This is a genomic window from Ruegeria sp. CDSA089 (assembly GCF_059612205.1).
The window spans coordinates 278434-299701 of sequence record NZ_JBXWQD010000004.1 but is presented as its reverse complement, the minus strand read 5'-3'; the positions used below and the strand labels follow the sequence as shown (position 1 = coordinate 299701).

The 21268-nt window shown below is 55.1% G+C and carries 20 protein-coding genes; 12 read left to right on the top strand and 8 right to left on the bottom strand.

Annotated elements, in window-relative coordinates:
* Positions 1-115: 115 nt before the first annotated feature.
* Positions 116-532, bottom strand: coding sequence for a MerR family transcriptional regulator (locus tag AC2FJ6_RS12325; RefSeq protein ID WP_170417773.1), 417 nt, complete (start codon positions 530-532; stop codon positions 116-118).
* 74 nt (positions 533-606) lie between these two features.
* On the opposite strand from AC2FJ6_RS12325, the gene AC2FJ6_RS12320 reads away from it, so the two are divergent.
* The 3 genes from AC2FJ6_RS12320 to AC2FJ6_RS12310 all read left to right on the top strand — a co-directional run bounded on the left by AC2FJ6_RS12320 (position 607) and on the right by AC2FJ6_RS12310 (position 2362).
* On the top strand, positions 607-1236 hold the full coding sequence (locus tag AC2FJ6_RS12320) for a cation efflux transmembrane domain-containing protein (protein ID WP_170417770.1): 630 nt from the start codon (positions 607-609) through the stop codon (positions 1234-1236).
* A 74-nt stretch (positions 1237-1310) separates the two neighbouring features.
* Positions 1311-1778, top strand: coding sequence for a DUF411 domain-containing protein (locus AC2FJ6_RS12315; RefSeq protein ID WP_170417767.1), 468 nt, complete (start codon positions 1311-1313; stop codon positions 1776-1778).
* Positions 1779-1939: 161 nt separating this feature from the next.
* A complete protein-coding gene (locus AC2FJ6_RS12310; RefSeq protein ID WP_170474328.1) occupies positions 1940-2362 on the top strand; it encodes a c-type cytochrome in 423 nt (140 codons plus the stop codon).
* A 245-nt stretch (positions 2363-2607) separates the two neighbouring features.
* On the opposite strand, the gene AC2FJ6_RS12305 is transcribed toward AC2FJ6_RS12310, so the two are convergent.
* Complete coding sequence (locus tag AC2FJ6_RS12305; RefSeq protein WP_237217490.1) at positions 2608-3510, bottom strand: LysR family transcriptional regulator; 903 nt, start codon at positions 3508-3510, stop codon at positions 2608-2610.
* Positions 3511-3632: 122 nt separating this feature from the next.
* Here AC2FJ6_RS12305 and AC2FJ6_RS12300 point away from each other — a divergent pair, with 122 nt between their 5' ends.
* The 3 genes from AC2FJ6_RS12300 to AC2FJ6_RS12290 are packed head-to-tail and all read left to right on the top strand — an operon-like array spanning position 3633 to position 5399.
* On the top strand, positions 3633-4619 hold the full coding sequence (locus AC2FJ6_RS12300) for a sterol desaturase family protein (RefSeq protein WP_170774026.1): 987 nt from the start codon (positions 3633-3635) through the stop codon (positions 4617-4619).
* A 10-nt stretch (positions 4620-4629) separates the two neighbouring features.
* Complete coding sequence (locus AC2FJ6_RS12295; protein ID WP_170774028.1) at positions 4630-5034, top strand: hypothetical protein; 405 nt, start codon at positions 4630-4632, stop codon at positions 5032-5034.
* Positions 5004-5399, top strand: a complete 396-nt coding sequence (locus AC2FJ6_RS12290) for a 3-methyl-2-oxobutanoate hydroxymethyltransferase (RefSeq protein ID WP_331252127.1) — start codon at positions 5004-5006, stop codon at positions 5397-5399. Before AC2FJ6_RS12295 ends, AC2FJ6_RS12290 begins: the two co-directional genes overlap by 31 nt.
* Positions 5400-5779: 380 nt before the next feature.
* On the opposite strand, the gene AC2FJ6_RS12285 is transcribed toward AC2FJ6_RS12290, so the two are convergent.
* The 6 genes from AC2FJ6_RS12285 to gcvA all read right to left on the bottom strand — a co-directional run bounded on the left by AC2FJ6_RS12285 (position 5780) and on the right by gcvA (position 11914).
* Positions 5780-6439, bottom strand: coding sequence for an FMN-dependent NADH-azoreductase (locus AC2FJ6_RS12285; protein ID WP_496669195.1), 660 nt, complete (start codon positions 6437-6439; stop codon positions 5780-5782).
* A gap of 95 nt (positions 6440-6534) precedes the next feature.
* Positions 6535-7806 carry an amidase family protein gene (locus tag AC2FJ6_RS12280; RefSeq protein ID WP_496669193.1) on the bottom strand — a complete coding sequence of 424 codons (1272 nt, stop codon included), beginning with the start codon at positions 7804-7806 and terminating at the stop codon, positions 6535-6537.
* Positions 7803-8690, bottom strand: coding sequence for a polysaccharide deacetylase family protein (locus tag AC2FJ6_RS12275; RefSeq protein WP_496669191.1), 888 nt, complete (start codon positions 8688-8690; stop codon positions 7803-7805). The genes AC2FJ6_RS12280 and AC2FJ6_RS12275 overlap by 4 nt, the downstream gene beginning before the upstream one ends.
* Positions 8691-8708: 18 nt before the next feature.
* The gene (locus AC2FJ6_RS12270; RefSeq protein ID WP_496669189.1) at positions 8709-10217 is read right to left on the bottom strand and encodes an amidohydrolase family protein; all 1509 of its coding nucleotides are present in this window, start codon (positions 10215-10217) and stop codon (positions 8709-8711) included.
* A complete protein-coding gene (locus tag AC2FJ6_RS12265; RefSeq protein WP_496669187.1) occupies positions 10207-10890 on the bottom strand; it encodes a DUF1989 domain-containing protein in 684 nt (227 codons plus the stop codon). The genes AC2FJ6_RS12270 and AC2FJ6_RS12265 overlap by 11 nt, the downstream gene beginning before the upstream one ends.
* A gap of 97 nt (positions 10891-10987) precedes the next feature.
* A complete protein-coding gene (gene gcvA / locus AC2FJ6_RS12260) occupies positions 10988-11914 on the bottom strand; it encodes a transcriptional regulator GcvA (protein WP_496669184.1) in 927 nt (308 codons plus the stop codon).
* Between the two features lie 163 nt (positions 11915-12077).
* On the opposite strand from gcvA, the gene AC2FJ6_RS12255 reads away from it, so the two are divergent.
* From AC2FJ6_RS12255 to AC2FJ6_RS12230, 6 genes are all read left to right on the top strand, one after another.
* On the top strand, positions 12078-13607 hold the full coding sequence (locus AC2FJ6_RS12255; RefSeq protein ID WP_496669182.1) for an ABC transporter ATP-binding protein: 1530 nt from the start codon (positions 12078-12080) through the stop codon (positions 13605-13607).
* The gene (locus AC2FJ6_RS12250; RefSeq protein WP_496669179.1) at positions 13604-14689 is read left to right on the top strand and encodes an ABC transporter permease; all 1086 of its coding nucleotides are present in this window, start codon (positions 13604-13606) and stop codon (positions 14687-14689) included. Before AC2FJ6_RS12255 ends, AC2FJ6_RS12250 begins: the two co-directional genes overlap by 4 nt.
* A 3-nt stretch (positions 14690-14692) precedes the next feature.
* Positions 14693-15625 carry an ABC transporter permease gene (locus AC2FJ6_RS12245; protein WP_496669177.1) on the top strand — a complete coding sequence of 311 codons (933 nt, stop codon included), beginning with the start codon at positions 14693-14695 and terminating at the stop codon, positions 15623-15625.
* Between the two features lie 89 nt (positions 15626-15714).
* Positions 15715-16668 (top strand): BMP family protein, encoded by a 954-nt coding sequence (locus tag AC2FJ6_RS12240; protein WP_496669175.1) that lies wholly within the window; start codon positions 15715-15717, stop codon positions 16666-16668.
* A gap of 1139 nt (positions 16669-17807) precedes the next feature.
* Positions 17808-19196 (top strand): SLC5/6 family protein, encoded by a 1389-nt coding sequence (locus AC2FJ6_RS12235; protein ID WP_170773688.1) that lies wholly within the window; start codon positions 17808-17810, stop codon positions 19194-19196.
* Between the two features lie 423 nt (positions 19197-19619).
* Positions 19620-21251, top strand: a complete 1632-nt coding sequence (locus AC2FJ6_RS12230) for a bifunctional aspartate transaminase/aspartate 4-decarboxylase (protein ID WP_170773690.1) — start codon at positions 19620-19622, stop codon at positions 21249-21251.
* Positions 21252-21268: the final 17 nt, after the last annotated feature.

The following is a 21268-nucleotide window of genomic DNA, read 5'->3' as shown; positions in this document are numbered from 1 at the left end:
CGTTGCCAATCAGCCGGTGATTGCAGAAAGCTGCCATTCGAGACGCGGTTCGAAGACGACCGCAGTGCGGACAAAACAGTCTTTCGCTGGGACTAAAGCAATGTCCGCTCATAGTTTAGTGATCGTGGTGACAGAGTTTATGATCGGCAAGAGACGCGAGCACATAGCAGTTCTCTGACACTCCTTCGTCATCACAGCCCTTCGAAATCCGAACCAGCTCTTTTTCAAGAGCCCGTAGTCGTTTGATCTTTGCTCTTACTTCGGAAAGTTGTGAGACGGCGATGTCCGTTGCGGCTTGGCATGAACGATCCGGGTGGCCTTGAAGCACAATCAATTCGGAGATCGCTTCAATTGAGAAACCAAGATCGCGTGCATGCTTGATGAAACTGAGACGCTCTAGCCCTGCCACATCGTAGCGCCGTTGGTTGCCTTCGGTGCGTTCTGGTGCGGCAAGCAGGCCCATTTCCTCATAGTAGCGGATAGTCGGAACTTTGACCTTCGTGCGCTTGGAAAGCTCCCCGATAGAAAACATGAAAATACCTCTTGAACCTCTAGTAACTAGAGACACTACACTATGGTCACGACAGATACAAAAAGGGCTTCCCAATGTCAGCATGTTGCGGACACAACGCCAAATTCGACGGCGTATCAGACGACTACAAAAGGAGGCTGTGGATTGTCATTGCTCTGAACGCGGTGATGTTCGTCGTCGAGATGACTGCCGGTCACTATGCAAAGTCTCAGGCACTTCAGGCCGACGCTCTAGACTTCCTTGGGGATGCTTTGACCTACGGTATCTCGCTGGCAGTGATCGGGGCTTCAATCCGTGCACGCACCAATGCCGCTCTGGCGAAAGGGGTGAGCTTGCTGCTGATGGGTCTTTGGGTGTTTGGATCGACCGTGTACCGGGTGTTCTATGTCGGAGTGCCGGAGGCCGAGATCATGGGCATCGTTGGCTTTTTCGCTCTTATGACCAATCTCGCAAGTGTTCTCTTGCTCGTCCGTTACAAGGACGGCGATGCAAATGTGCGCTCTGTCTGGCTATGTTCGCGTAATGACGCCATTGGCAATGTGGCCGTTATGTTTGCAGCTTTAGGCGTCTGGGGCACAGCTAGCGGTTGGCCTGACCTGATTGTTGCGGCGGTCATGGCAACGTTGTTTCTTTCCTCTGCTTTCCAGATCGTGCGCCAAGCGCTCGCCGAGCGTCGGGAAGTTGGCGAACATGAGCATGTTTGACGTGGATTATGACCTTTGATCTCGAATGATACGAAATCGGCTCAATTTAGTTGGAAATACCAAGGACTCTCGCCATGAACCTGAAACGCCGCCAAGTACTGACTTACGCCGCTGGCTTTGCCAGCACAGTACCATTTGCCGCGTTTGCGCAAGACACGCCTTCCGTCCGTGTTCTCAAGGATCCGAACTGCGGCTGTTGCCAGGTTTGGATCGACATCCTGCGGCAGGAAGGCTTTCGCATTACCGAGGAGCGCAGCTTTGGAACACAGCTTGTCCGCCACAAATTGGACAACGGCATTCCCGAAGAAATGATGTCCTGCCACACAGGCGAGATCGATGGCTATATGATCGAGGGGCATGTGCCGGTTGCAGACATTCGTCGTCTGCTGGAGGAGCAACCCAGTGCTGTTGGACTTGCTGTTCCTGGCATGCCCTACGGTTCCCCTGGGATGGGGCCGGAAGATCGTCGTGAGGCCTACGACGTGTTTTTGATCCTCAAGGACGGTAGCACCGAGGTGTTCAAGAGTTACGAAGCGGCCTGAGGCGACGTTCATCGAGCGGAAACAGTAAGGAGGAGAAGATGACGAAGCTTGGATTACGCACTCTTACCTTAAGCGTTCTGTCTATCACCATTGCTACAGTGGGTTGCGCACAACAACAACGAGGAGATTGGTGGGGTCACGGGCCAATGGGATCTAACCACATGAGGTCTGAGCACATGCGTGGTTGGGGGCACGGCAATATGGGGCCTGGCCAGCAGCAGCGCATGCAACGACATTGGACGTATATGAACGAGGACGTGCCCGCAGCCTACCGCGGGGCTCGGAGCACCATTCGTGCAACGCCCGAGAATGTTTCGGAGGGCAAGACGCTATATACGGAAAACTGCGCAAGCTGTCATGGAGCTGAGGGTTTGGGCGATGGTGAAGCCGGACGTTCGCTCGCGCCCTCTCCCGCTCTCCTACGATGGTTCGTTCAGATGCCGATGTCGGGGGACGAGTACCTTCTTTGGGCAATTTCCGAGGGCGGCGAACGCTTCGGAACAGACATGCCAGCCTTCAAGGAAGCGCTGAGCGAAGAAGACCTTTGGAAGATCATCGTTTATATGCGTGCGGGGTTCCCTTGATCTGTCGTCAATCTGTTGGTTTTTGATGAGTGTTTTTGCTGTCGATACTATGACGACAATTCTCAGCAGGCATAAAGCTGACAATGCGCCATTCTAGTAAGCTTCACGGAAGCGGACATATATGTAAGTCGCAGCACGAGCAGGTTAGGGCTCACTGCGGTCGTCCGCTGCAACTTGCTTGAGCGTCAACTTTGCGGACACTACATCATTTCGCTGCATGCGCCCCAATGGTCGCCTGTCTAGGACTAGCTCAAGACAACGCATTGTGTTGACCCGGATTCAGAGAAGTAATCTCGGCAAGCTTGAGCGAATTCTTGAACGATCCGTCTTGGACGCGCACTGTCGTAGCCGAGGGCCAGCGTTAGTGGCGGCAAAGTATCTGAAATCGGGCGCGCGACGACAGGCGCACCAACATACGTCTCGGACGTTAAAGGCAGCATATTTAGGATTGCGCATCCCCTCCCCGCTGCCACAAGACTGCGTACCATTTCGGTCGAGTTCGCGTAGGCCGCGATTGGCACTTGCCTTGTGCGGGATTGAAACAGACCTTTGTAATAGGAAGCGGCCAAGGGGCGGTTCAGCACAACCAAAGGTTCCTTTGAAATCTGAGCCATCGTGACTGCATCTTGGTCTGCCAATGGATGGGACTGTGGCAGCAAGCAGTACGGCGGTGCTGTGATGAGGGGGGTAAATTCGATGGAGGGCCTTACACCCTCTGCGACAAACAAAATGGCATCGTATGTCCCATAGAGCAGCCCGTCCTGTACTTCATCATTGTTACATTCTTGCAATTCGAGCGTGACACCTGTGCGGTGAGACAAGAACGTATCAAAAATCTGCGGTAGAAACGCTGGGGCGATGGGAGCATAGTAGCCTACCCTAAGCGTTCCACTATGCGATTGCTTCAACTCCGCGCCCTCAATCAGAAGTGACCGGTAGTCTTCCAACAAATGCTCGCATTTCCGCGCCACGTCGCGTCCCGCTGCGTTCGGCTGAATACCACGCGCGCGTTGGCGGATCACAAGTGTCAGATCAAATTCTGCCTCGACCTGATCAATCGCGCTGGATACTGCAGAGGCAGCAATGTTCAGTTCCGCCGCCGCTTTGGCAATGTTGCCATGACGCAGCGCGGTTGTGAAATATTCCATGGCCTTAAGGGTTAGCGGCATCTTTATCTCTGAATTTATGATGATGTTTGTCTTTTAATACTATTTTTCCGGTGAAACAAATCATGCCAACGTAAATGCGCTGCTTTTCTAGGAGACCATTGATGTCTGGCGCACCACTCAAAGGCTGGAACCACACGCCAAATGTCCCGCTGCAAGTGTCGCCATTCTTTAGCTGGCCCCCGCGCCCAATGGCGATGGTCGCATGGTTCTGGAACTCTTGGTTCTTCCTCACCGAACGATTAATCGTCGTCGCGATTGCCTGCATTTCGTTCTATTGGTTCCACCCCCCCTTAGCCGAAACGCAAACGCTGGCGTTCGGTTGGATTGCCGAGATGTTCATCCGTAACGTCGCATTGATGACACTCGTCGCCGGAGGGCTTCACCTCTATTTCTATACCTTCACCAAACAGGGCCAGGAGTTGAAATACGACCCGCGTCCCCTGATGAAAAACGGGCGACAGTTCACGCTGGGCGGGCAAATCCGCGACAACATGTTCTGGACCATCGCCAGTGGCGTCACAGTTTGGACGTTCTATGAGGTGCTGATGTTCTGGGCGATGGCCAACGGTTATGCACCGATGCTGACATGGGCAGCGAACCCCATCTGGTTCATCGCTCTATTTCTGCTGATCCCCGTTTGGGAAAGTTTCTATTTCTATTGGATTCACCGCTTCCTGCACATCCCGTTCTTCTACAAACACGTGCATGCACTGCACCATCGCAACATCAACGTAGGGCCTTGGTCGGGCATGGCGATGCATCCGGTAGAACATTTGATCTTTCTTGGGTCGGTGCTGATCCATTTTATTGTTGCGGCACACCCGCTGCACATTCTGTTCCACCTGCAATATTACGCGCTGACGGCTGCGACGACGCATACGGGCTTTGAAGGCATGATGATCAAGGACAAGAACCGCTTGAAGTTGGGAACATTCCATCACCAGATGCACCATCGTTATTTTGAGTGTAACTATGGCTCGCTCGAATTGCCTTGGGACAAGTGGTTCGGTTCATTCCATGATGGCACCGTAGAATCTGACGCGAAAATCCGCGAGCGGCGCAAGAAATTTACCAACGGGGCCAAATGAATTGGGTGGCATGACAGTCAAGGACTTGCTGGAGGCCAAAGGCAAACGCACAATCAACTACGTGCAGGTCGCCCGCGAAAAAGAAGCGATTGCGGCGCGCGAAGCGGGTATAGACATAATCGGCTCAGCCTTTGTACCAGAGCAGGGCCATTCTGCCAAAGCTGTGCCCGACACGCATTTCCAGTTTGGCCTACCATGGGGCATACCCGCAGACGTAACAGAGGCGTTGCGCGATGCCATGGCCGCAATGATGGCAGGCGCTCAATCTGTCTATTGCGGCTACAACCCATGGGTCGTGGAGGCGCTTGCCCATCACGGTGTTCCTGCCATTTGCAACGTGGGTCTTGCCCGCCCAAGGCAGCTTGGACGGGCGGGTTCAAGGCGGTGGGCAAGACGCTGGAACAAGCCAAGATGATCCGGACGCAAGTTCAGGAGTTCGAGAACGCCGGTGCGTTCGCCGTAGAGATGGAGGTCGTGGCCGCAGGTCTTGCAATCGAGATCACCAAACGCACATCTATGCCGACGGTCTCGCTGCGGTCAGGCGGTGGATGCGACGCGCAATATCTGTTCTCGGCTAATTTGTTGGGCGAAAACCGCGGCTATATCCCGCGCCATGCCAAAACCTACCGTAGCTTCGCCGGAGAGCGGGACAGGCTACAAGATGAACGTGTCGCCGCCTACCGTGAAAAATTCGCAGACGTCACGAACGGAGGGTTTCCTAATGCAAACCAAATCGTGAACATCGACGAAGATACACTCGCGAAAGTCTGGGAGACGTAAACTCGAATCTTTAAAAGTGGCCAATCATTTGCCGCGCGACATTTTTTGGTTTGGGCTCGGAGCGGTCGTTCGCTAAGCAGCGCATCAATGACCGCCGTGCGGACAAATCTGCCGTTAAAACGCAGCATAGCAAAGTCCGCTTTCGAACCTGGAGTTTGAACACGGGGATGTTGATTCAAGAAATTGGTTTAAACTGTCTACCAATCCGAAATGAAGGTTCACAACTACATTCGCTGCCGTTTCGTATCTTTAGCGACTTGAACCACTCAAGTAAGGGCGCAGGAAAAATCACCTGCTTCACACACCTTGAGCTGTGACCAACTGGAAATGTAGAACCTGTTCATTTCATCAGGTTCTACTTTCCAGAAGCTGGCTAACGGTTAGGCAAGCTCACGCGCAATGTGACGTGCCTGGGCCTGAGCTGAGGCAACCGAAGTTTTGTGACGCTCATCGGCGAATTCCTGATACTCGGCCGCGGCTTCGAACATGCGTTCTGCGCCCAGGTACTTGCGCAATGTGCTGATATGCGCAGAAAGGTGACCCGAGTCATTTCGAATTCCACCCTCCTCAAAGCCGAATTCGCCGGCCGATGTCAGCAGCACCAGTGTTTTGCCGGACATGATCGGTTCCAGAGGGAAGTCGCCGCGCGCCAAATCAAACGTAAATGTCTTGTTGATCCGGATGATCTGATCAAACCAAGCCTTCAGGGCTGCGGGCATTCCGTAGTTGTACATGGGCGTCGAAATCAGAAGGATGTCGGAGCGGTCGAGCTCGTCAATCAGCGTATCAGACAAGCTGACCAAGGCGCTCTGTTCAGGAGTGCGTTCCTCTTCTGCTGTGAAGACGGACGCGATCCAATCGTTGGAAATGAAATCCGGCGGAGTCATTCCGACGTCACGCAGAATAATTTCGACGTCCGGATCAACCGTTTTCCATTCTTCCACGAAACTGTCCGCCAAAGCGCGGGAAATGGAGTTATAGGCTGCAACAGGGTTGTCGGTGCGGCGCACGCTGGCGTCAATTCTAAGGATTGTGGTCATCTTGTCACCTAGTCAGTTTGCAATGATCCATTCAAAGGTGAAGCCAGGGACGCGCAGGTACAAATGAAGAGAATTCTGAATAGAGTGAACTGACCTCACCCATCTCTAATCTCAGAAAAAATCTTCTCCAGATGAGACGCTGTCGCAAGTACATCCGCGTCCCTGTTTGCGCCGCCGCTCAAGGATAGGCTGACCCCCGGTCTCCGTTCTCCAACTGGAATTGAAATTGTTGGGGCATTGAGGAAAGCGGTTTTCATCGATACCGACAGGATAAGAGCGTTTTCCCGTGCAAAGACCCCTTTATCGCGGGTCACAGCCTGAACAGACGGCGGGTACGACGGCAATGTCGGGTAAAGCAGCATCTTCCCTGCCAGTTCCCTGCCAAAGTCCGGGATGAGGGCCCGCCGGATTTCCAGCAATGCCTGCAGATCTGTGCCAAGGATTGAAGCCGCCTGAGCAAGGCGATCCCGCACATTCGGGTCCAGTCTGGCCTGCTGGTCTCCGACCAAACTCGGCAAAAGACGAAAGGCTTCGGCACTCACCAGCGTTCCATGGGTTTGGAAGATCTCCGTGACTCGAGTGAAACTTTGGATATCAACCCTTTCCAATTCGATGCCATGATCGGACAAATGCTGCTGTGCTTGTTCGTACATAGCCTTGATTTTCGGGGTAAATCCCACCAGAGCATCTTCCTTCAGGCACAGAATTTGACGGCAGGCGTGCCCGGTTTCTTTGCAATCCGACAAAACGCGATCCACAGCGCAAATCTGACTGACGTGTAAAGCGAGTGAGCCCGGCGTATCCAAAGAAGGCGCCAGAGGTAAAATCCCGGCGCTTTCATAGCGGTCCATAGTTGGGCGAAACCCAACCAGGCCCTGACAGGCGGCCGGAATGCGCACGGAGCCGGAGGTATCTGTGCCCAAGGCGATGTCGGCCAAGCCCAAGGCAACGGCTGACGCCGATCCGCTTGAGGACCCCCCAGGCACCATTGTGCTATCCAACGCATTCAGAGGGGTGCCGAAATGCGGATTGACTCCGAGCCCGGAGAAGGCGAACTCCGACATGTTCACATGGCCCAGAATGATCGCGCCCGCAGACCGGAGCCTGGCCACGATCGGGGCGTCATTGTCTGCTGGCTGAGGATCGATGGCCAAAGATCCCCCATGGCTTCGGAGCGCTTGCACGTTGATATTGGCCTTCACCGCAAGAAACTGGCCGTCCAACGGGCCAAGCAGATTCCCTGAGGCCTGCCGCGCGGCGGCGGATCGGGCATCCTGCAACAGTCTATCTGACGCAACGCCAAGGAAAACCTCGCGCTGCGCGTCGAGCGAAGCCAGGAAGTCGCGCGCCCGCTGAAGGATATTCATGCCGTCAGGACCGGAGCCTGATAATAGGGCAGTTCTTCAACCCGCACGCTTTGCCGGTCTGCCTCATATTGCGTGCGCACGTGCTGCGCGATCTCTCCGAGAGTGGCGAACCAGACGTCGCCCCTGTTCAAGATAGTTTCCATCCAGTCTTCCACCTGCCGCCACCGCGCCAAACGCCCGGTCAGGAACGGATGCCAGATGGCAATCCAGAAGCCGCCTTCTTCGTATTGGGCTTCGAATTCCTCCCAAAATGGGGTCAGCCCGGCGCGTGGCCCGGCGACGGGCATCATGTAGCCAATCTCCTCAAAATGGGCGAATTGCGGCCAATCGTCGGTCCCCCAATGCGACGGAAGTTCTACCAAAGTCCGCCCGCCGGATCGCATGAGATATGGCACATCATCCGCCATCAGCGAACTGTCATAGTCGAATTCATGCTTGTTCAGCAAGTCGATGACGGCTTGCGTCACATTGTAAACCGGCGCGCGATAGCCTTTTGGCACATTGCCCAGAACCCGCTTATGCGACTCCAGCGCGCGTTCAAACCAATAGGCTTGTTCAGACGCGCTATGGTTTGTCGGGTCTTCGTGCAAATAGCCATGATGGCCGATTTCATGACCATCTTTCAGGATGGCTTGCATAGCATCTGGATATTGCTCCACGACCCATCCGGGGGCGAAGAAGGACTGTTTCAGCCCGAGACGTTTGTAGGTTTCCAGAATCCGAGGGATGGCAACCGTCGGCCCGTAGCGCCCCATGGAGATCGGATAGAGGCGATCATGCCCGTCGACCGGCTTTGCGATATGGATCAGGCTGTCCGCATCGATATCAAAGGTGATCGCACAGGCGCATCGCGCGCCGTTCGGCCAGATAATTTTCTTCTGCATGGTCTTGCTCCTCTGTCACTATTGCGGGGCGTTTTTCGTCAGCCAATCGTCATACCAGCGCTGCAATGCGGATTTGACGGCGGCATATTCACTGGCGCTCAACCTTTGATCCGCGGCGCGCTGCATGCCGTCGGTGATGTTTTGAAGAATTTTCTTTTCGTCGCACTTGATGGCTTCGCCGTGCGAAACGGCCAGCTGTCCGCCGGTGAAGACGCTCTGGATATCCGTGGATTTTGCCGAGCTGACCAACAGCTCAACCGGATCAATGCCGGGGTCCAACCAGGGCCCTTCAAGACGGTCCAGGCGCAGGATTAAAAAGTTGGCGAGTTTGCCGGCGGACAGGCTTCCGATGCTGTGATCCATACCCATCAAACGCGCGCCACCCATAGTGGCCATGTCGAAAACATCCTTCGCGGTCAGGCTTAGGTTTGCCCGATCACTTGACCAATAAAGGCTTTGCGCCAAACGCATTTCGGCGAACATATCGTCATCACCTGCCAGGCTGGTCCCATCCATCCCCAGTGCGAGGTCAATGCCCATCCGCTTCATCAATGGCGCGGGTGCAATGCCGGACCGCAGCCGCAAGTTGGAACTGGGATTGCACACGATATGCGCGCGCGCCTCGGCCACTTGCGCCAGATCTTTTTCGTCCGCCCAGACCATATGCGCCAAGGATAAGCCGTCAGAAAGCAGGCCAGCTTTACCCAATTCTGCGACGGCACCCTGAAAACTCCTGGCTGTAGCCGACAGGTGCTGCAGCCGAGATTCCTCGGCATGGGTGTGAATGCGCTGGCCGCTTTCGCGAACCTCCCTGGCGATGTCGCGCAGGGTCTCTTGGCCCGTCCAATGCGGTGCCGTGGGGCCAAACCACACATCAGCGCATTCAGAAGCCGCGTATTTGCCATGCATCCGGGACAGAAGCCGCACAAAGCTTTGCGGTTCAATACGTGCGCGCGCAACGTGCTGGCGCTGCAGTTTGCATCGCAGAACCACGGGCAAGGTGGTCAGAAACGACTGGCTTTGCCCGTATGGATGCACAAGCTGGTTGTGCCATCTCTCGCCTGGCGCGATGGCACAGGACAGGCCAAGCCCATTATATACGGCGATTTTGTCCCTTATCTTCGCTTCGGCAAAGGCCGCTGTGTGACCCGCGGTGCAGGCATCCACAACAGCCGTTACCCCATTCTTCAGCAAGCGCATTGCCGCGTATTCGGTGGCGAGGCGCGGCGCAACGTCAGCTGCGCCAGCGGAGGCGAAAATCCAAGGCTCTAACAGGTCATCCCGTATCCCTTGGTTGATCAGGTTCACCCCATAGCAATGGTGATGCGCATTCACAAACCCGGGCAGGATCGCAGTGTTTGTGTCCGAGTGCACCCTTGCGCTGGGATAACGTGACTTTAATTCGGCCAGAGGCGCCAAGCCAGCTATTCTGCCGTCTAGAACATAAAGCGCGTAGTCGTTGTGACTGTGAAAGGCATCTTCGATGATCCAGCGGGCGGAAAATATGTCGCCGCCATCAGCCGTCATGAACAACAAATTCCAGCGCGCTCGGCTTGCCTTCGTCCCCGTTTACTGGAGTGACATCCTGCGGGCAGGCCGACATCACGGCGTAGACTGGCATCTCAGCTTTGAAGGTCATGCTGTCCCCCGGCTTTGACACTGGCGCAGCCCAGGCAAGGCTGCCATCAGGGTGAACTGGGACGTTCATCCACAGATTGAAGGGCGCTGGCACATGCGGTGCTTTTTTCCCGATAGCAAGCAAGGCCTGCCTCAAGTTGTCGGCGCAATTGTCGTGGTAATCAGTGACGCCCAATTGCTTGTACCGGTTGGCATCGCAAGCGGCGATCGTTGTGTCATGAACACCCGGCGATGTGTCTTGGGTCAGCGTCAAAAGAGGATTGCGCAGATTGCTGACCAACCTGTCGCCGACCTTTGGGAAAACAGACAGAAGATCCGTGTGCACATGCGGCATTGAAATAAATTCATGCAGCTCTGCCGCATTGAACGCCCAGAAATCGCAGACTTGCCGGCCGGTCGGATTGGTGATGGTCAAAGTCTGCCCGGCTGTCAAACGCACCGCGACACCGTAACGTGCTGGCACTGTATACCGTTCTGCAATGACCGGGACGCCGTCGGCAGAGACCGTGCTGTCCAGTGTTTGATTGAAACCATCGGGTTGGGAAGGGTCAAAACTTTGCATGCGCAAGAACTCCTGATTAGGGGTTCAGAAACGCATGCTTCCCGGCAATTTAGAAATGACAAAAATTCAAGCGACGGATTAGATCGTTGCGGACGCGCTAATCTTCAAAAAACCTTTGACCTACGGCGCTGTCGCGAAACTCATCTGCTTGGTCCAATAGCCATTCCCGGAACACACGAACGCGTGCACGATTGGCGTAAGTTTCCGGGCAGACGAGAAAATAGCTCTTGTTCTTCAATGCCGTGTCAAAGGGAGCAACCAGCATATTGCGTTCCAGAAAACGCGCGGCGGCCAAAAGGCTGACCAGGGCCACACCATGACCATCGCTTGCCGTCAGCAAGCAGATGTGTTCCTCGGAATAGGTGACATAGGGCTCGACATCACCAGTCTGCAAGCCAACCGCATCCATCCAGCGCTCCCAACTCGGATCCGCATCGGAAAACCCGCTCCATTGGTATTCGATCAGGCGAGACTTCAGAAGATCTTCGGGGGAACTCAGTGACTTCGCCTTTTCCACGCTGCAGACAGGGGCCACCCAGTCATTCAAGACCCAAGCCACATTGCTGTCAGGATAATCGCCAAAGCCATACCGAATGGCCACATCCACATCGCTGGATTTGAAATCCACCAGCTGATCGCTTGACAGAACCCTTACCGAAATCTCTGGGTATTTCTCGTAAAAGCCTCGCAGCCGCGGGCTAAGCCAATTGGCGGCAAAAGACCCGGTTGTTGAGATTGTCAATGTGCCCGCAAGGTCGTCTTCCTCCAGCGCGAGAGAGGCGGCTTCGATGTTCTTGAAGGCCTCAATGATGTGGGGCGCGTAATTGGCCCCATCCTCCGTCAGTTTCAAGGCGCGGGTCAGCCGGTGGAACAGGGGCACCCCAAGTTGATCCTCCAGCGATTTGATCTGATGGGAGATGGCAGTCGGAGTAACGCATAGTTCATCGGCGGCATCCTTGAAACTCAGATGCCGGCAGGCCGCTTCGAAGGCCTGAATGCTTTTCAACGACGGAATCTTCGCCATGACGCGCGGTTTTGCTCTCCTGATGCGATGCTATTTCGTCGCTCTACTCTAACCCGATTGCCAGTTCACATGTGGGCGAAATTCTCAGCTGTGAGGTGAAAACATCTAATTTGAGAAGATAGGGCATTCTCTCTTGAATTTGCGTGAAAGTTGGGAGGTTGTCTTGGATCCATTTTTGAAAGTCACCGGCATCGGCAAGTCGTTTGGCGCCGTTCGTGCATTGCACGACGTCAATCTGCTGGCCTCGAAGGGCGAGTGCATTGCGATTTTGGGCGAGAACGGAGCGGGGAAAACCACGTTCGCAAGCGTTCTGATCGGTCTGTATCAGCCCGATAACGGCGAAATCAAACTGGGCGGAACACCTGTTTCGGTGACCAGCCCAGCAAGAGCTATTGAGCATGGGATCGGCATGATCCACCAGCATTTCAGCCTGGTCGGAGCGATGACCGCCGAAGAGAACATTCTGATCGGCTTGCCCAGCACTAGGAGGGGTGCCGAAGCGCGGGCGCGCATTCGGCAGCTTTGCAGCGACTTTGACTTTAACGTCGATTTCGACATCCGCGTCACGGAAATGCCTGTGGGCATGAAGCAAAGGGTGGAAATCCTAAAGGCGCTGTTTCGCGATGTATCGATCCTGATCCTGGATGAACCCACCAGCGTTCTTGCCCCTACCGAAGTCGCGCCATTTCTCAAAGGGGTGCGCAAGCTGGTCGCCAACGGCTGCCTTGTCTTTTTCATCAGCCACAAGCTCGATGAAATCCGCGAAATTGCCGATCGCGTCATGATAATGCGCCATGGGCATGTCGAGGGAGTTCTTCCGGTTGCGACCACGCCCATGGCCCGTATGTCAGCGCTTATGATGGGAGAAAAGCCGGCCGGCGAAACGGTCGAGACGCCCAAGGCCAAAAAGGTGCGCAACGACACCAGCTCAGCACCGGACGCTCTGGTTGTCTCTGATGTCTGCCTGACCGATCCAGGCGGCGCGGAAATCCTGCAAGATGTGACCCTCTCTGTGAAGGCTGGCGAAATCCTTGGAATCGCCGGGATCGACGGCAATGGCCAGACGGAGCTGAGCGAGGTGATCACCGGCCTCAAAAGGCAAACCAGCGGCGCCATCCACCTTAATGGCACGGAGATATCAAGCGCCTCAATCGCTTCGCGCATTGCAGATGGCATAGGCTTCGTGCCCGAGGACCGCCATGCCGAGGGCTTGGTCCTGTCGCTCAGTGTCGAAGAAAATATGGCCTTTCGATCCATTGGCGAAGACAGGTTCAGGTCTGGCGGTCTGATTTCCCGGCGCGCAATGCACGAGATCGCAAGCGACGTGGTCGCGGCCTTTGACATCAGGCCCCCTGACCCGAAATTGAACGCCTCGGCTTTGTCCGGTGGCAATCAACAAAAAATCGTTCTGGCCCGTGAAGTGGCCCGGGCGCGCAATCTTTTGGTCGTCGTACAGCCGACTAAAGGGCTTGATGTCGGCGCAACGGAGTTTGTTCAGAACCAGATCCGTGCCGTCGCCCAAAGCGGCGTGGGGGTTCTCTATATCTCCACTGAACTTGAACATGTGCTCGACATCTCTGACCGCGTCGCCGTGATGGCCTTCGGCCGGATCACGGGTGTTGTCGATCCAGAAAACACAACTCTTCAAGACATCGGGCTCTTGATGACCGCAGCGCCGGAGGAGGTATTATGAACAGATTCACCATGCAACGCCGGATTGCGATTGCTTTGCTTTTAGCGCTGAGTGTTGGCGGGGTGCTGATCCTGCTGGACGGGCACAACCCGTTTGAGGCCTATAAGGTTCTGTTTCTGGAATCTTTCCTGAATTACTGGGGCTTCTCCAACACCTTGGTCAAAGCCTCGCCGATGCTTCTGGCCGGGCTGGCCGTGATCATTCCGATGCGCGCCGGTGTGTTCAACATCGGTGGCGAGGGACAGATCTATATTGGCGGGCTGTTCGGCGCCGTCTTTGCTTTAGCGATCCCCGATCTGCCCGGTCTATTGGGCGTGCCGCTGATATATTTTGCCGCCGCCATCGGCGGGGCGTTTTGGGCGGCAATTCCTGCTTATCTCAAAGCCTATCGGGGCACGAATGAGGTGATTGTCACGCTGCTGATGAACTTCATTGCAATCCACATCGTCAGCTACGCCGTGGCGGGGCCGCTATTGGCCGAAGGCGCACCATATCCTTATTCCGAGGAAGTCTCAGAAGCCTATCGCCTGCCTATTCTGATGCCGCGATCTGATACCCATGTGGGCTTTGTATTCGGGCTGGCCATGACGGTCATCTTGTATTTCTGGCTGCGCTTCACGCCATCGGGTTTCCACGTGGACCTCGTGGGGCGCAATGCGCGCGCTGCGGCCTATGCCGGCGTGGACCAGAAAAAGACCATCATCCGCGCCATGTTGATTGGCGGCGGCCTTGCAGGCATGGCCGGCGCAATCGAGGTGATCGGGTTGAAGTATCGCCTGTTCCACCTGTTTAGCGATGGCTACGGCTATGACGGAATTGTCGTCGCCTTCCTTGCGGCTCTTAACCCAATTGTCGCGCCTTTGACCGCGCTGTTCCTTGCCGGGCTCTCTGCCGGCGCGGGAACGATGCAACGTGCCGTCGGGGTCGACAGTTCCGTCATCGAAGTGGTCGAGGGGCTCGTCGTGGTTCTTGTCGCCGCCGCCCTCGTGACACCGCGAACCAGGTCAGCATCCATTCTGAAACCCCTGGCAAGAAACCTGCGGCTGCGCCGCCAAATACAACGCCAAAAGAAGGAGGCATAGGCTATGATTGATCTTGTTTTGCTGGGCGACGTCCTTGCCGGAACCGCCCGATTGGGTACGCCAATTGCTTTTGCTGCCCTTGGCGGGGTGATTGCGGAACGTGGCGGGCTGTACAACATCGGCCTCGAAGGTCAGATCCTAGCCGGAGCGCTTGGTGCTGCTGCTGGTTCTTTCGCAACGGGCTCCGCCATGATCGGGCTCGGATGCGGGATCATTTGCGGCCTGATCTCAGGCCTGCTGCTTGGGTATATGTCCATTCGGCTGCGCATCAACCAGCTGGTTGGCGGTATCGCGCTCAACCTGCTGCTGGCCGGTCTCACAGCTTTTCTGTCCCGTCAGATATTCGGGGCTCAGGCCGGAGGGGCGCGGGTAAACGGTTTCTCGCAGATCAATATTCCCTTCTTGTCAGATCTTCCCGTCGTTGGCCCGTCCCTGTTTTCCCAGGATCCGCTGTTCTACCTATTGATCGGATTGGCAATAGCAGCCTGGTGCTGGCTGATGAAATTCCACAAGGGTCTGGACCTGCGCGCCGTTGGCGAAAACCCGAAGGCCGCGGACTTGGCCGGGGTTCCTGTCTTTCGCATGCAGTATCTCGCGATTGCAGTCAGCGGAGCCCTCGCGGCACTGGCCGGAGTGCATCTGGTCCTGTCGCAAGTCTATGTGTTCGCGGAAGGCATGAGCGCGGGCAAAGGCTTCATAGCGCTTGCGGCAATCATCTTGGGACGTTGGTCGCCCATTGGTGCGATCTGCGCGGCGCTCTTCTTCGGCTTCTGTGACGCGGCGCAGTTCAAGCTGCAATTCACCTCGCCAGAGATTCCCTATCAGCTCTTCCTGATCTTGCCTTACCTCGCATCGCTCATCGCACTCGTGGTCCTCGGCGCCAAGGCCAGCGCACCTGCAAGCGTCGGACTGCCCTACGACCGGGAGCATCGATAAATCTCAGCCGTGACGTGAGAAACCATCGTTTTTCACGTCGCGATCCTCCCGTCACCCTGACAAAACATATCCAATATGGGAGAATAACAATGCAATTGATGTCCAAACTATTGGCGGGGCTTGCGGCACTGATGTTGGCCGGGCCTGCGGCCGCTAACGGGATCGAACGCGCCGCGATCGTTATGCCCGGATCGATTTCCGATAATGGCTGGAACCAAGCTGGATTTGAAGGTCTCACCAAGGCAGGTGAAGCGCTCGGGTTTGAAGCCGCCTTTTCCGAAAGCGTGCATCAGCCGGAACAAATCGAAGTCCTGAGTGACTACGCACGCCGGGGATATGACCTTGTGATCGGTCACGGCGGTGAATTCCAGGACGCAGTGGAACGTGTCGCAGCCCGCTTCCCGGAAACCATGTTCATGGTGAACAACGGACTGGGCACCAAAGACAACATTGCCAACGCGGATTTCTATTTCAGCCAAATCGCTTATCTGATGGGCTACATTGCTGGCTCCATGTCAGACACAGGCACCATCGGCATCATCGCGGCGCAGCAGTTCAAGTTCACGACCGACACGGTTGCTGGCTACGAAGCGGGCGCCAAAGCGGCCAATCCGGACGTCAGAGTTCTGGTTACCTGGACCGGCGACTGGGATGACATCGCCAAGGGCAAAGAAGCTGCCTTGAACCAAATTTCCCAAGGCGCTGATGTCGTCTGGCCGACAATGGACAGTGCGACGCTGGGCTCGATGCAAGCCGTTCAGGAAAAAGGCGTCTATGGCATCGGTATCTATCGTGATGCGATCAACGAATGGCCGGAAATCCTGCAGTCCGCTATTCTGGATGTCCGAGGCAACATGCGGTCCTATCTGGAACTGGCAGCTGCTGGAAAACTGGAAGGTGCACTCTACCGGGCGGATATGGGCAATGAACTGGCCATGCGGATCGGGTCGTTCCACCCAGATATCCCGGTGGGCGTTGTGGATGAAGTCAACAAACTGATTGACGCCATGAAGTCCGGCACTTTGGTCGTAAATCCACAATAATGCATCCCTAACAATCGCTCCTCCTATTACTCTCGCCCCCAAATCTGGGGGCTTTTTTATGCTAGAGGAATCAATGATTGAAGCCTTTCGCTTGTACCGCGTGGGATTGTGTTACCCCCGGTTTCGCCGGAGACGCTAGGCTTAATATAGCTTGATTTAGTAGGACATAACCCGCCAATGAATAAATTTAGGATTGCCCAAGATCCAACCATGCAAACGCTCAATGAACACCATCCTTGCAAAATTTGAGACCAGACCTCTATGCACATTGCAGCATCGGTCAAACTGGGCTCGAAGAAGACGTTCGCTGCACTTTGTATGAGTGTCTGCTATTCATGTGTTTCACCAGTCGTTCCGTCATGCTCGAACCTGAGGCATTGAAGCGTTGGCTCCAATGTTAAGTGAGGTATATTGGGTGGTATGCATTTTAGATGACAAAATTTTGTATATGTTTAATAGCAATTTACAAAAAATATATGGCTGCTCCTTTCTCCGCAATTGCCTTCCTGTTGAACGTCACACGAACCTGACCCAACCGTCGTAGTTAGACCAGAAAAGGGGTGAGTATTCGGCATCTGAGGGCAACCCAAGTCATATTTTCTTTTGTGAACGAAGTGAGATCCAGGGCTGCAGATCAGTCGCTGTATCTTGTAATTTGTTCAATCATTTGTGTAGTTTGCGATCTGCCAAATTGGGCCCATTCCTGCCATTGGTTATAGCACGCCGACGCTGCGCTGCGGCCCATCAAACCTGCCGTTCGCCAAAGGATCGAAATTCTTAGGCGGCCGAACTCACAGTCCACGGAAAGAGCCCTCATTCGCTGCCGTCGTGCGAATATCAGGTTCCGGGCTAATCATCAGAGCCCGAGCGCCCGTGTAGTCGCCGAACTGCCTGGCGGATATGGCGAAGCGTATCGGGCATCCCAGACTATCTGTAGCAGCATGCAACTTAGTGTTCATGCTGCCTTTGGTTTGCCCGATCAACTGACGCCGCCCCGTTAATATCATGTTGCCAATTCCACAAACACCGCCCTCCAAGAAGTTTGCGACACAACGCCCACAATCAGCTTCACGTTCAATTGAATGGTCGTTGGCGAACTTGCCTGTTAGCTGCGCCACAGATCAACAGCAGGAGAATCCATGCAGGTTTCGGCGATTATTGTTCTATTCGGTGCCGTCATTCTGGCAAGTCTCTGGGCATCGCCTCGGCGTGCTTCGGTTTCGGGCTTCTTTGGTGGGACAACCAACGAAGGAGCCGCGCCAGGCCTTTGGACGTTGGTGCTGAGCCAAGTCACAACTTGGATTTTTGCTCGCTCCCTCATGAATTCTGCCATTCTGGGCTATTTCTACGGCATCGCAGGGGTTTTGGCCTATGCCGCGTATTACGGCTCCTTCCTGACTGGTGGTTTTGTAGTGCAACGGTTGCGCGCGCGGGGTGCACGGTCGGTTCAGGATTGGCTCCGCGACAGTTTCGGAACCATGGGAACAGGGTGCTATAACCTCGTGATTGCTCTCAGACTCTTGTCTGAGGTCTTTGCCAACCTGATCGTGGTCGGTCTGATCTTTAGCGCACTAGCACCTGACAGCGACAATATCGGCATGTATTCGATCCTTTTGGTCGGGCTATTGGCGCTGGCCTATTCGGCCTGGGGCGGGCTCAGTGCAGCGCTTCGGACGGATGTTCTGCAGATGGCGGTCTTTCTTGTGGTCTTCGCCTTGGCCTTTGTCGCGCTGGTTCTCAGCCCCCACTTTGATCTGGGCGCGGTTTTGACCGCTGAAGGCACTTCGGGCCCGCACAATGGCTGGGTTTTGCTGGTCGTGGCTTTTCTGCAGGTGTTCTCCTATCCCGTGCATGATCCGGTCATGATGGATCGTGGGTTTATTGCGGACAGCGATACAACCCGGAAGAGCTTCTTGCACGCGTTCTGGATTTCCTCGCTTTGCATCGTGGCATTTGGGTTCTTTGGCATTCAGGCGGCACTGGATGGGGCGGCATATGAGGGCGAGCTGATCAGCACCTGGGCGCAGTCCCTGCCGGGCTGGGTTTTTATGGCGCTTTTGGTTTCACTCCTGGTGTCGGCGCTCTCGACGCTGGATTCCGCGCTGTCTTCGGCCGCGCGACTGGTGGTTGAAGAACTGCGCCTAGCCCCTCGCACCCTAACCGGTGGGCGCATTGCCATGGCCCTCTTCGCAGTCGCGGGCGCGGCGCTGACGCTCTGGGGTAACCAGACCCTGTTTGATGCCGTAGCGGTCTCGGGCACCGCCTCGATGTTTTTGACGCCGATCCTGCTGGCTGGGCTTATTGGCGGTCGACAGGTGGCCCTCTGGGCGTATCTTGTCAGCTTTGCCGCCGCCATGCTTGGCGCAATGGCTTACCTGTTCCGTGGGCAGGGTTTTGTGGCGCAGGTCCTCATTGATGGGCACAAATACGAGCAGCTTTTGCAGATTTGTATCTGTGTGTTGGTCGTGGGATGCATCGCTGTCTGGATTGGGTCGCAGCGCGCAGCGGGCAGGGTTGCGGGCGAATAGCTGACCCGCGCGACAGCTTGAACGGCCTATAAGAGACATTCGTCACGCAGCTCTGACGCCGCGGTCGCGCTGCATTGCCGTCGTTCGTGGCATTCGCGCAATCTGGAAATGATCGTACTCGCAGATTGCGGACAAACCTGCGGTTCGCTGAAATCACCTCAACGGTCCCGACCAATGGCTTTCTCGCTTAATCTAGCGAATTGTCCAATTTCATTTGGAATGTCAGTTCCAAGCGCAGAGCTTCAGCACAATTTCTATCATTCTGACTACCTTGTAGAATGTTTACAGCTAAGGCTTCCAATGAAGACAAACAATCCTCCGCTTCTCACCGGCCTCTTCAATTGGTGTTGTTTTAATTGACACATTGCCCTGCATGCGATCCGCTGAACCAGGTCATCTATTTTAACGCAAGGATTTGATGTCATGCCAGAATCGCTCAACCTGCATAAATTTGAAAACCTAAGTCCTTTCCAAATCAAAGACGAACTTATCAAGTTGGCGCAAAAAGAGGCGCGGCAGATGGCTCTGCCATACCTAAATGCCGGTCGAGGGAACCCCAACTGGATCGCTACCAAAGCGCGGGAAGCATTTTTCCTTTTGGGACAGTTCGCCTTGACAGAAGCTCAGCGCCATCGGAATGAGCCGGAGGTTGGTCTGGCTGGGATGCCGCAAGGGCCAGGATGTTATGACAGGCTAAAGACGTATTGCGCCAAATCGGTTGAAGGAAACGGCCCTCCTGGTGCGGATACTTTGGTGGCCACAGTTGATTTTGCGATTGAGAAATTTGGATTTACGCCTGACGATTTTGTGCTCGAGTTGACCGACGGTATTGTCGGCGACCATTACCCGATGCCCGACCGTTGCATGGAACACAACGAAATTATTGTCCACGAATACATTATGTGGGCGATGTGCGCGGGGCACCGACCGGATGCGAAGTTCGATATCTACGCGGTTGAGGGCGGAACCGCAGCGATGTGTTACATCTTCAAAGCGCTCAAGAACCAGCGATTGCTGAATGCCGGTGACACCATTGCGTTGGGTACGCCGATTTTCACGCCCTATCTGGAAATGCCCGTCCTTGAAGACTATGGGCTAAATACAGTGGATGTCTCTTCGAAAGAAGAGGACCACTTTCAACTGAACGACGAAGACTTCGAAATTCTGTCCGACCCGAAGGTCAAAGCACTCTTTCTGGTCAACCCGGGCAATCCGTCTTCCGTCGCTATCAGCCCAGAGGTCTCGGCGCGGCTCGTCGAGTTCGTAAAGACCCGCCGCCCGGACCTGATCATTTTGACTGACGATGTTTACGGGACCTTCGTTCCAAACTTTCAGTCGATCTTGGGGCATCTGCCCGAGAACACCATCGGGGTTTATTCCTACTCCAAGTATTTTGGGTGCACCGGATGGCGTCTGGGCGCGATTTTGGTGGCCGAGAACAACATCTTCGACAAGATGATTGCGGATGCTCCGGATGAAACCAAGGCCATCGTCAACGCACGCTACGAAACGTTGACGCCTGATCCATCCTCGTTCAAGTTCATCGACAGGATCGTCGCCGACAGCCGCGATGTTGCGCTGAACCACACTGCAGGTCTATCGCTGCCGCAACAGGTGATGATGACCTTGTTTTCACTCGTCGAGCTTATGGACGAAGAGAAGGCCTATCAGAAATTCTGCTGGGGTATTCTGAAACATCGCTTTGACGAGCTGGTCGAAGGGATGGGCATTGAAGTTCCCGAAAATCCGCTGTTCGACAAATACTACGGTATTATCGACTTCGAATTCTGGCTTCGCAAATACGTCGGTGAAGAGGTGGTCGAGTGGATCAAGGAGAATGTGCACCCGTTGGATATATCCTTCAAACTGGCTCAGGACCACGGGATCGTGTTGCTGAATGGATCGGGCTTTGACGCGCCTAACTGGTCGGCGCGGGTATCGTTTGCCAATTTGGATGATAGTGCCTACCGCCAGATCGGAAGAGCGGTGCGCGCAGTGGCCACTGGCTACGTGCAGGCCTACCGTGCCTCGAAAGGACTGTCTTTGCATGGTTGAGGTCTAGCTGCAGCGCA

Bases quoted from the DNA above. Each gene is read 5' to 3' on its own strand.
- AC2FJ6_RS12310 (WP_170474328.1), top strand. From the start codon at position 1,940: ATGAGGTCTGAGCACATGCGTGGTTGGGGGCACGGCAATATGGGGCCT.
- AC2FJ6_RS12315 (WP_170417767.1), top strand. From the start codon at position 1,311: ATGAACCTGAAACGCCGCCAAGTACTGACTTACGCCGCTGGCTTTGCC.
- AC2FJ6_RS12270 (WP_496669189.1), bottom strand. From the start codon at position 10,217: ATGACGGCTGATGGCGGCGACATATTTTCCGCCCGCTGGATCATCGAA.
- AC2FJ6_RS12285 (WP_496669195.1), bottom strand. From the start codon at position 6,439: ATGACCACAATCCTTAGAATTGACGCCAGCGTGCGCCGCACCGACAAC.
- gcvA (WP_496669184.1), bottom strand. From the start codon at position 11,914: ATGGCGAAGATTCCGTCGTTGAAAAGCATTCAGGCCTTCGAAGCGGCC.
- AC2FJ6_RS12325 (WP_170417773.1), bottom strand. From the start codon at position 532: ATGTTTTCTATCGGGGAGCTTTCCAAGCGCACGAAGGTCAAAGTTCCG.
- AC2FJ6_RS12250 (WP_496669179.1), top strand. From the start codon at position 13,604: ATGAACAGATTCACCATGCAACGCCGGATTGCGATTGCTTTGCTTTTA.
- AC2FJ6_RS12265 (WP_496669187.1), bottom strand. From the start codon at position 10,890: ATGCAAAGTTTTGACCCTTCCCAACCCGATGGTTTCAATCAAACACTG.
- AC2FJ6_RS12245 (WP_496669177.1), top strand. From the start codon at position 14,693: ATGATTGATCTTGTTTTGCTGGGCGACGTCCTTGCCGGAACCGCCCGA.
- AC2FJ6_RS12275 (WP_496669191.1), bottom strand. From the start codon at position 8,690: ATGCAGAAGAAAATTATCTGGCCGAACGGCGCGCGATGCGCCTGTGCG.
- AC2FJ6_RS12235 (WP_170773688.1), top strand. From the start codon at position 17,808: ATGCAGGTTTCGGCGATTATTGTTCTATTCGGTGCCGTCATTCTGGCA.
- AC2FJ6_RS12320 (WP_170417770.1), top strand. From the start codon at position 607: ATGTCAGCATGTTGCGGACACAACGCCAAATTCGACGGCGTATCAGAC.
- AC2FJ6_RS12295 (WP_170774028.1), top strand. From the start codon at position 4,630: ATGACAGTCAAGGACTTGCTGGAGGCCAAAGGCAAACGCACAATCAAC.
- AC2FJ6_RS12305 (WP_237217490.1), bottom strand. From the start codon at position 3,510: ATGGAATATTTCACAACCGCGCTGCGTCATGGCAACATTGCCAAAGCG.
- AC2FJ6_RS12230 (WP_170773690.1), top strand. From the start codon at position 19,620: ATGCCAGAATCGCTCAACCTGCATAAATTTGAAAACCTAAGTCCTTTC.
- AC2FJ6_RS12280 (WP_496669193.1), bottom strand. From the start codon at position 7,806: ATGAATATCCTTCAGCGGGCGCGCGACTTCCTGGCTTCGCTCGACGCG.
- AC2FJ6_RS12240 (WP_496669175.1), top strand. From the start codon at position 15,715: ATGCAATTGATGTCCAAACTATTGGCGGGGCTTGCGGCACTGATGTTG.
- AC2FJ6_RS12300 (WP_170774026.1), top strand. From the start codon at position 3,633: ATGTCTGGCGCACCACTCAAAGGCTGGAACCACACGCCAAATGTCCCG.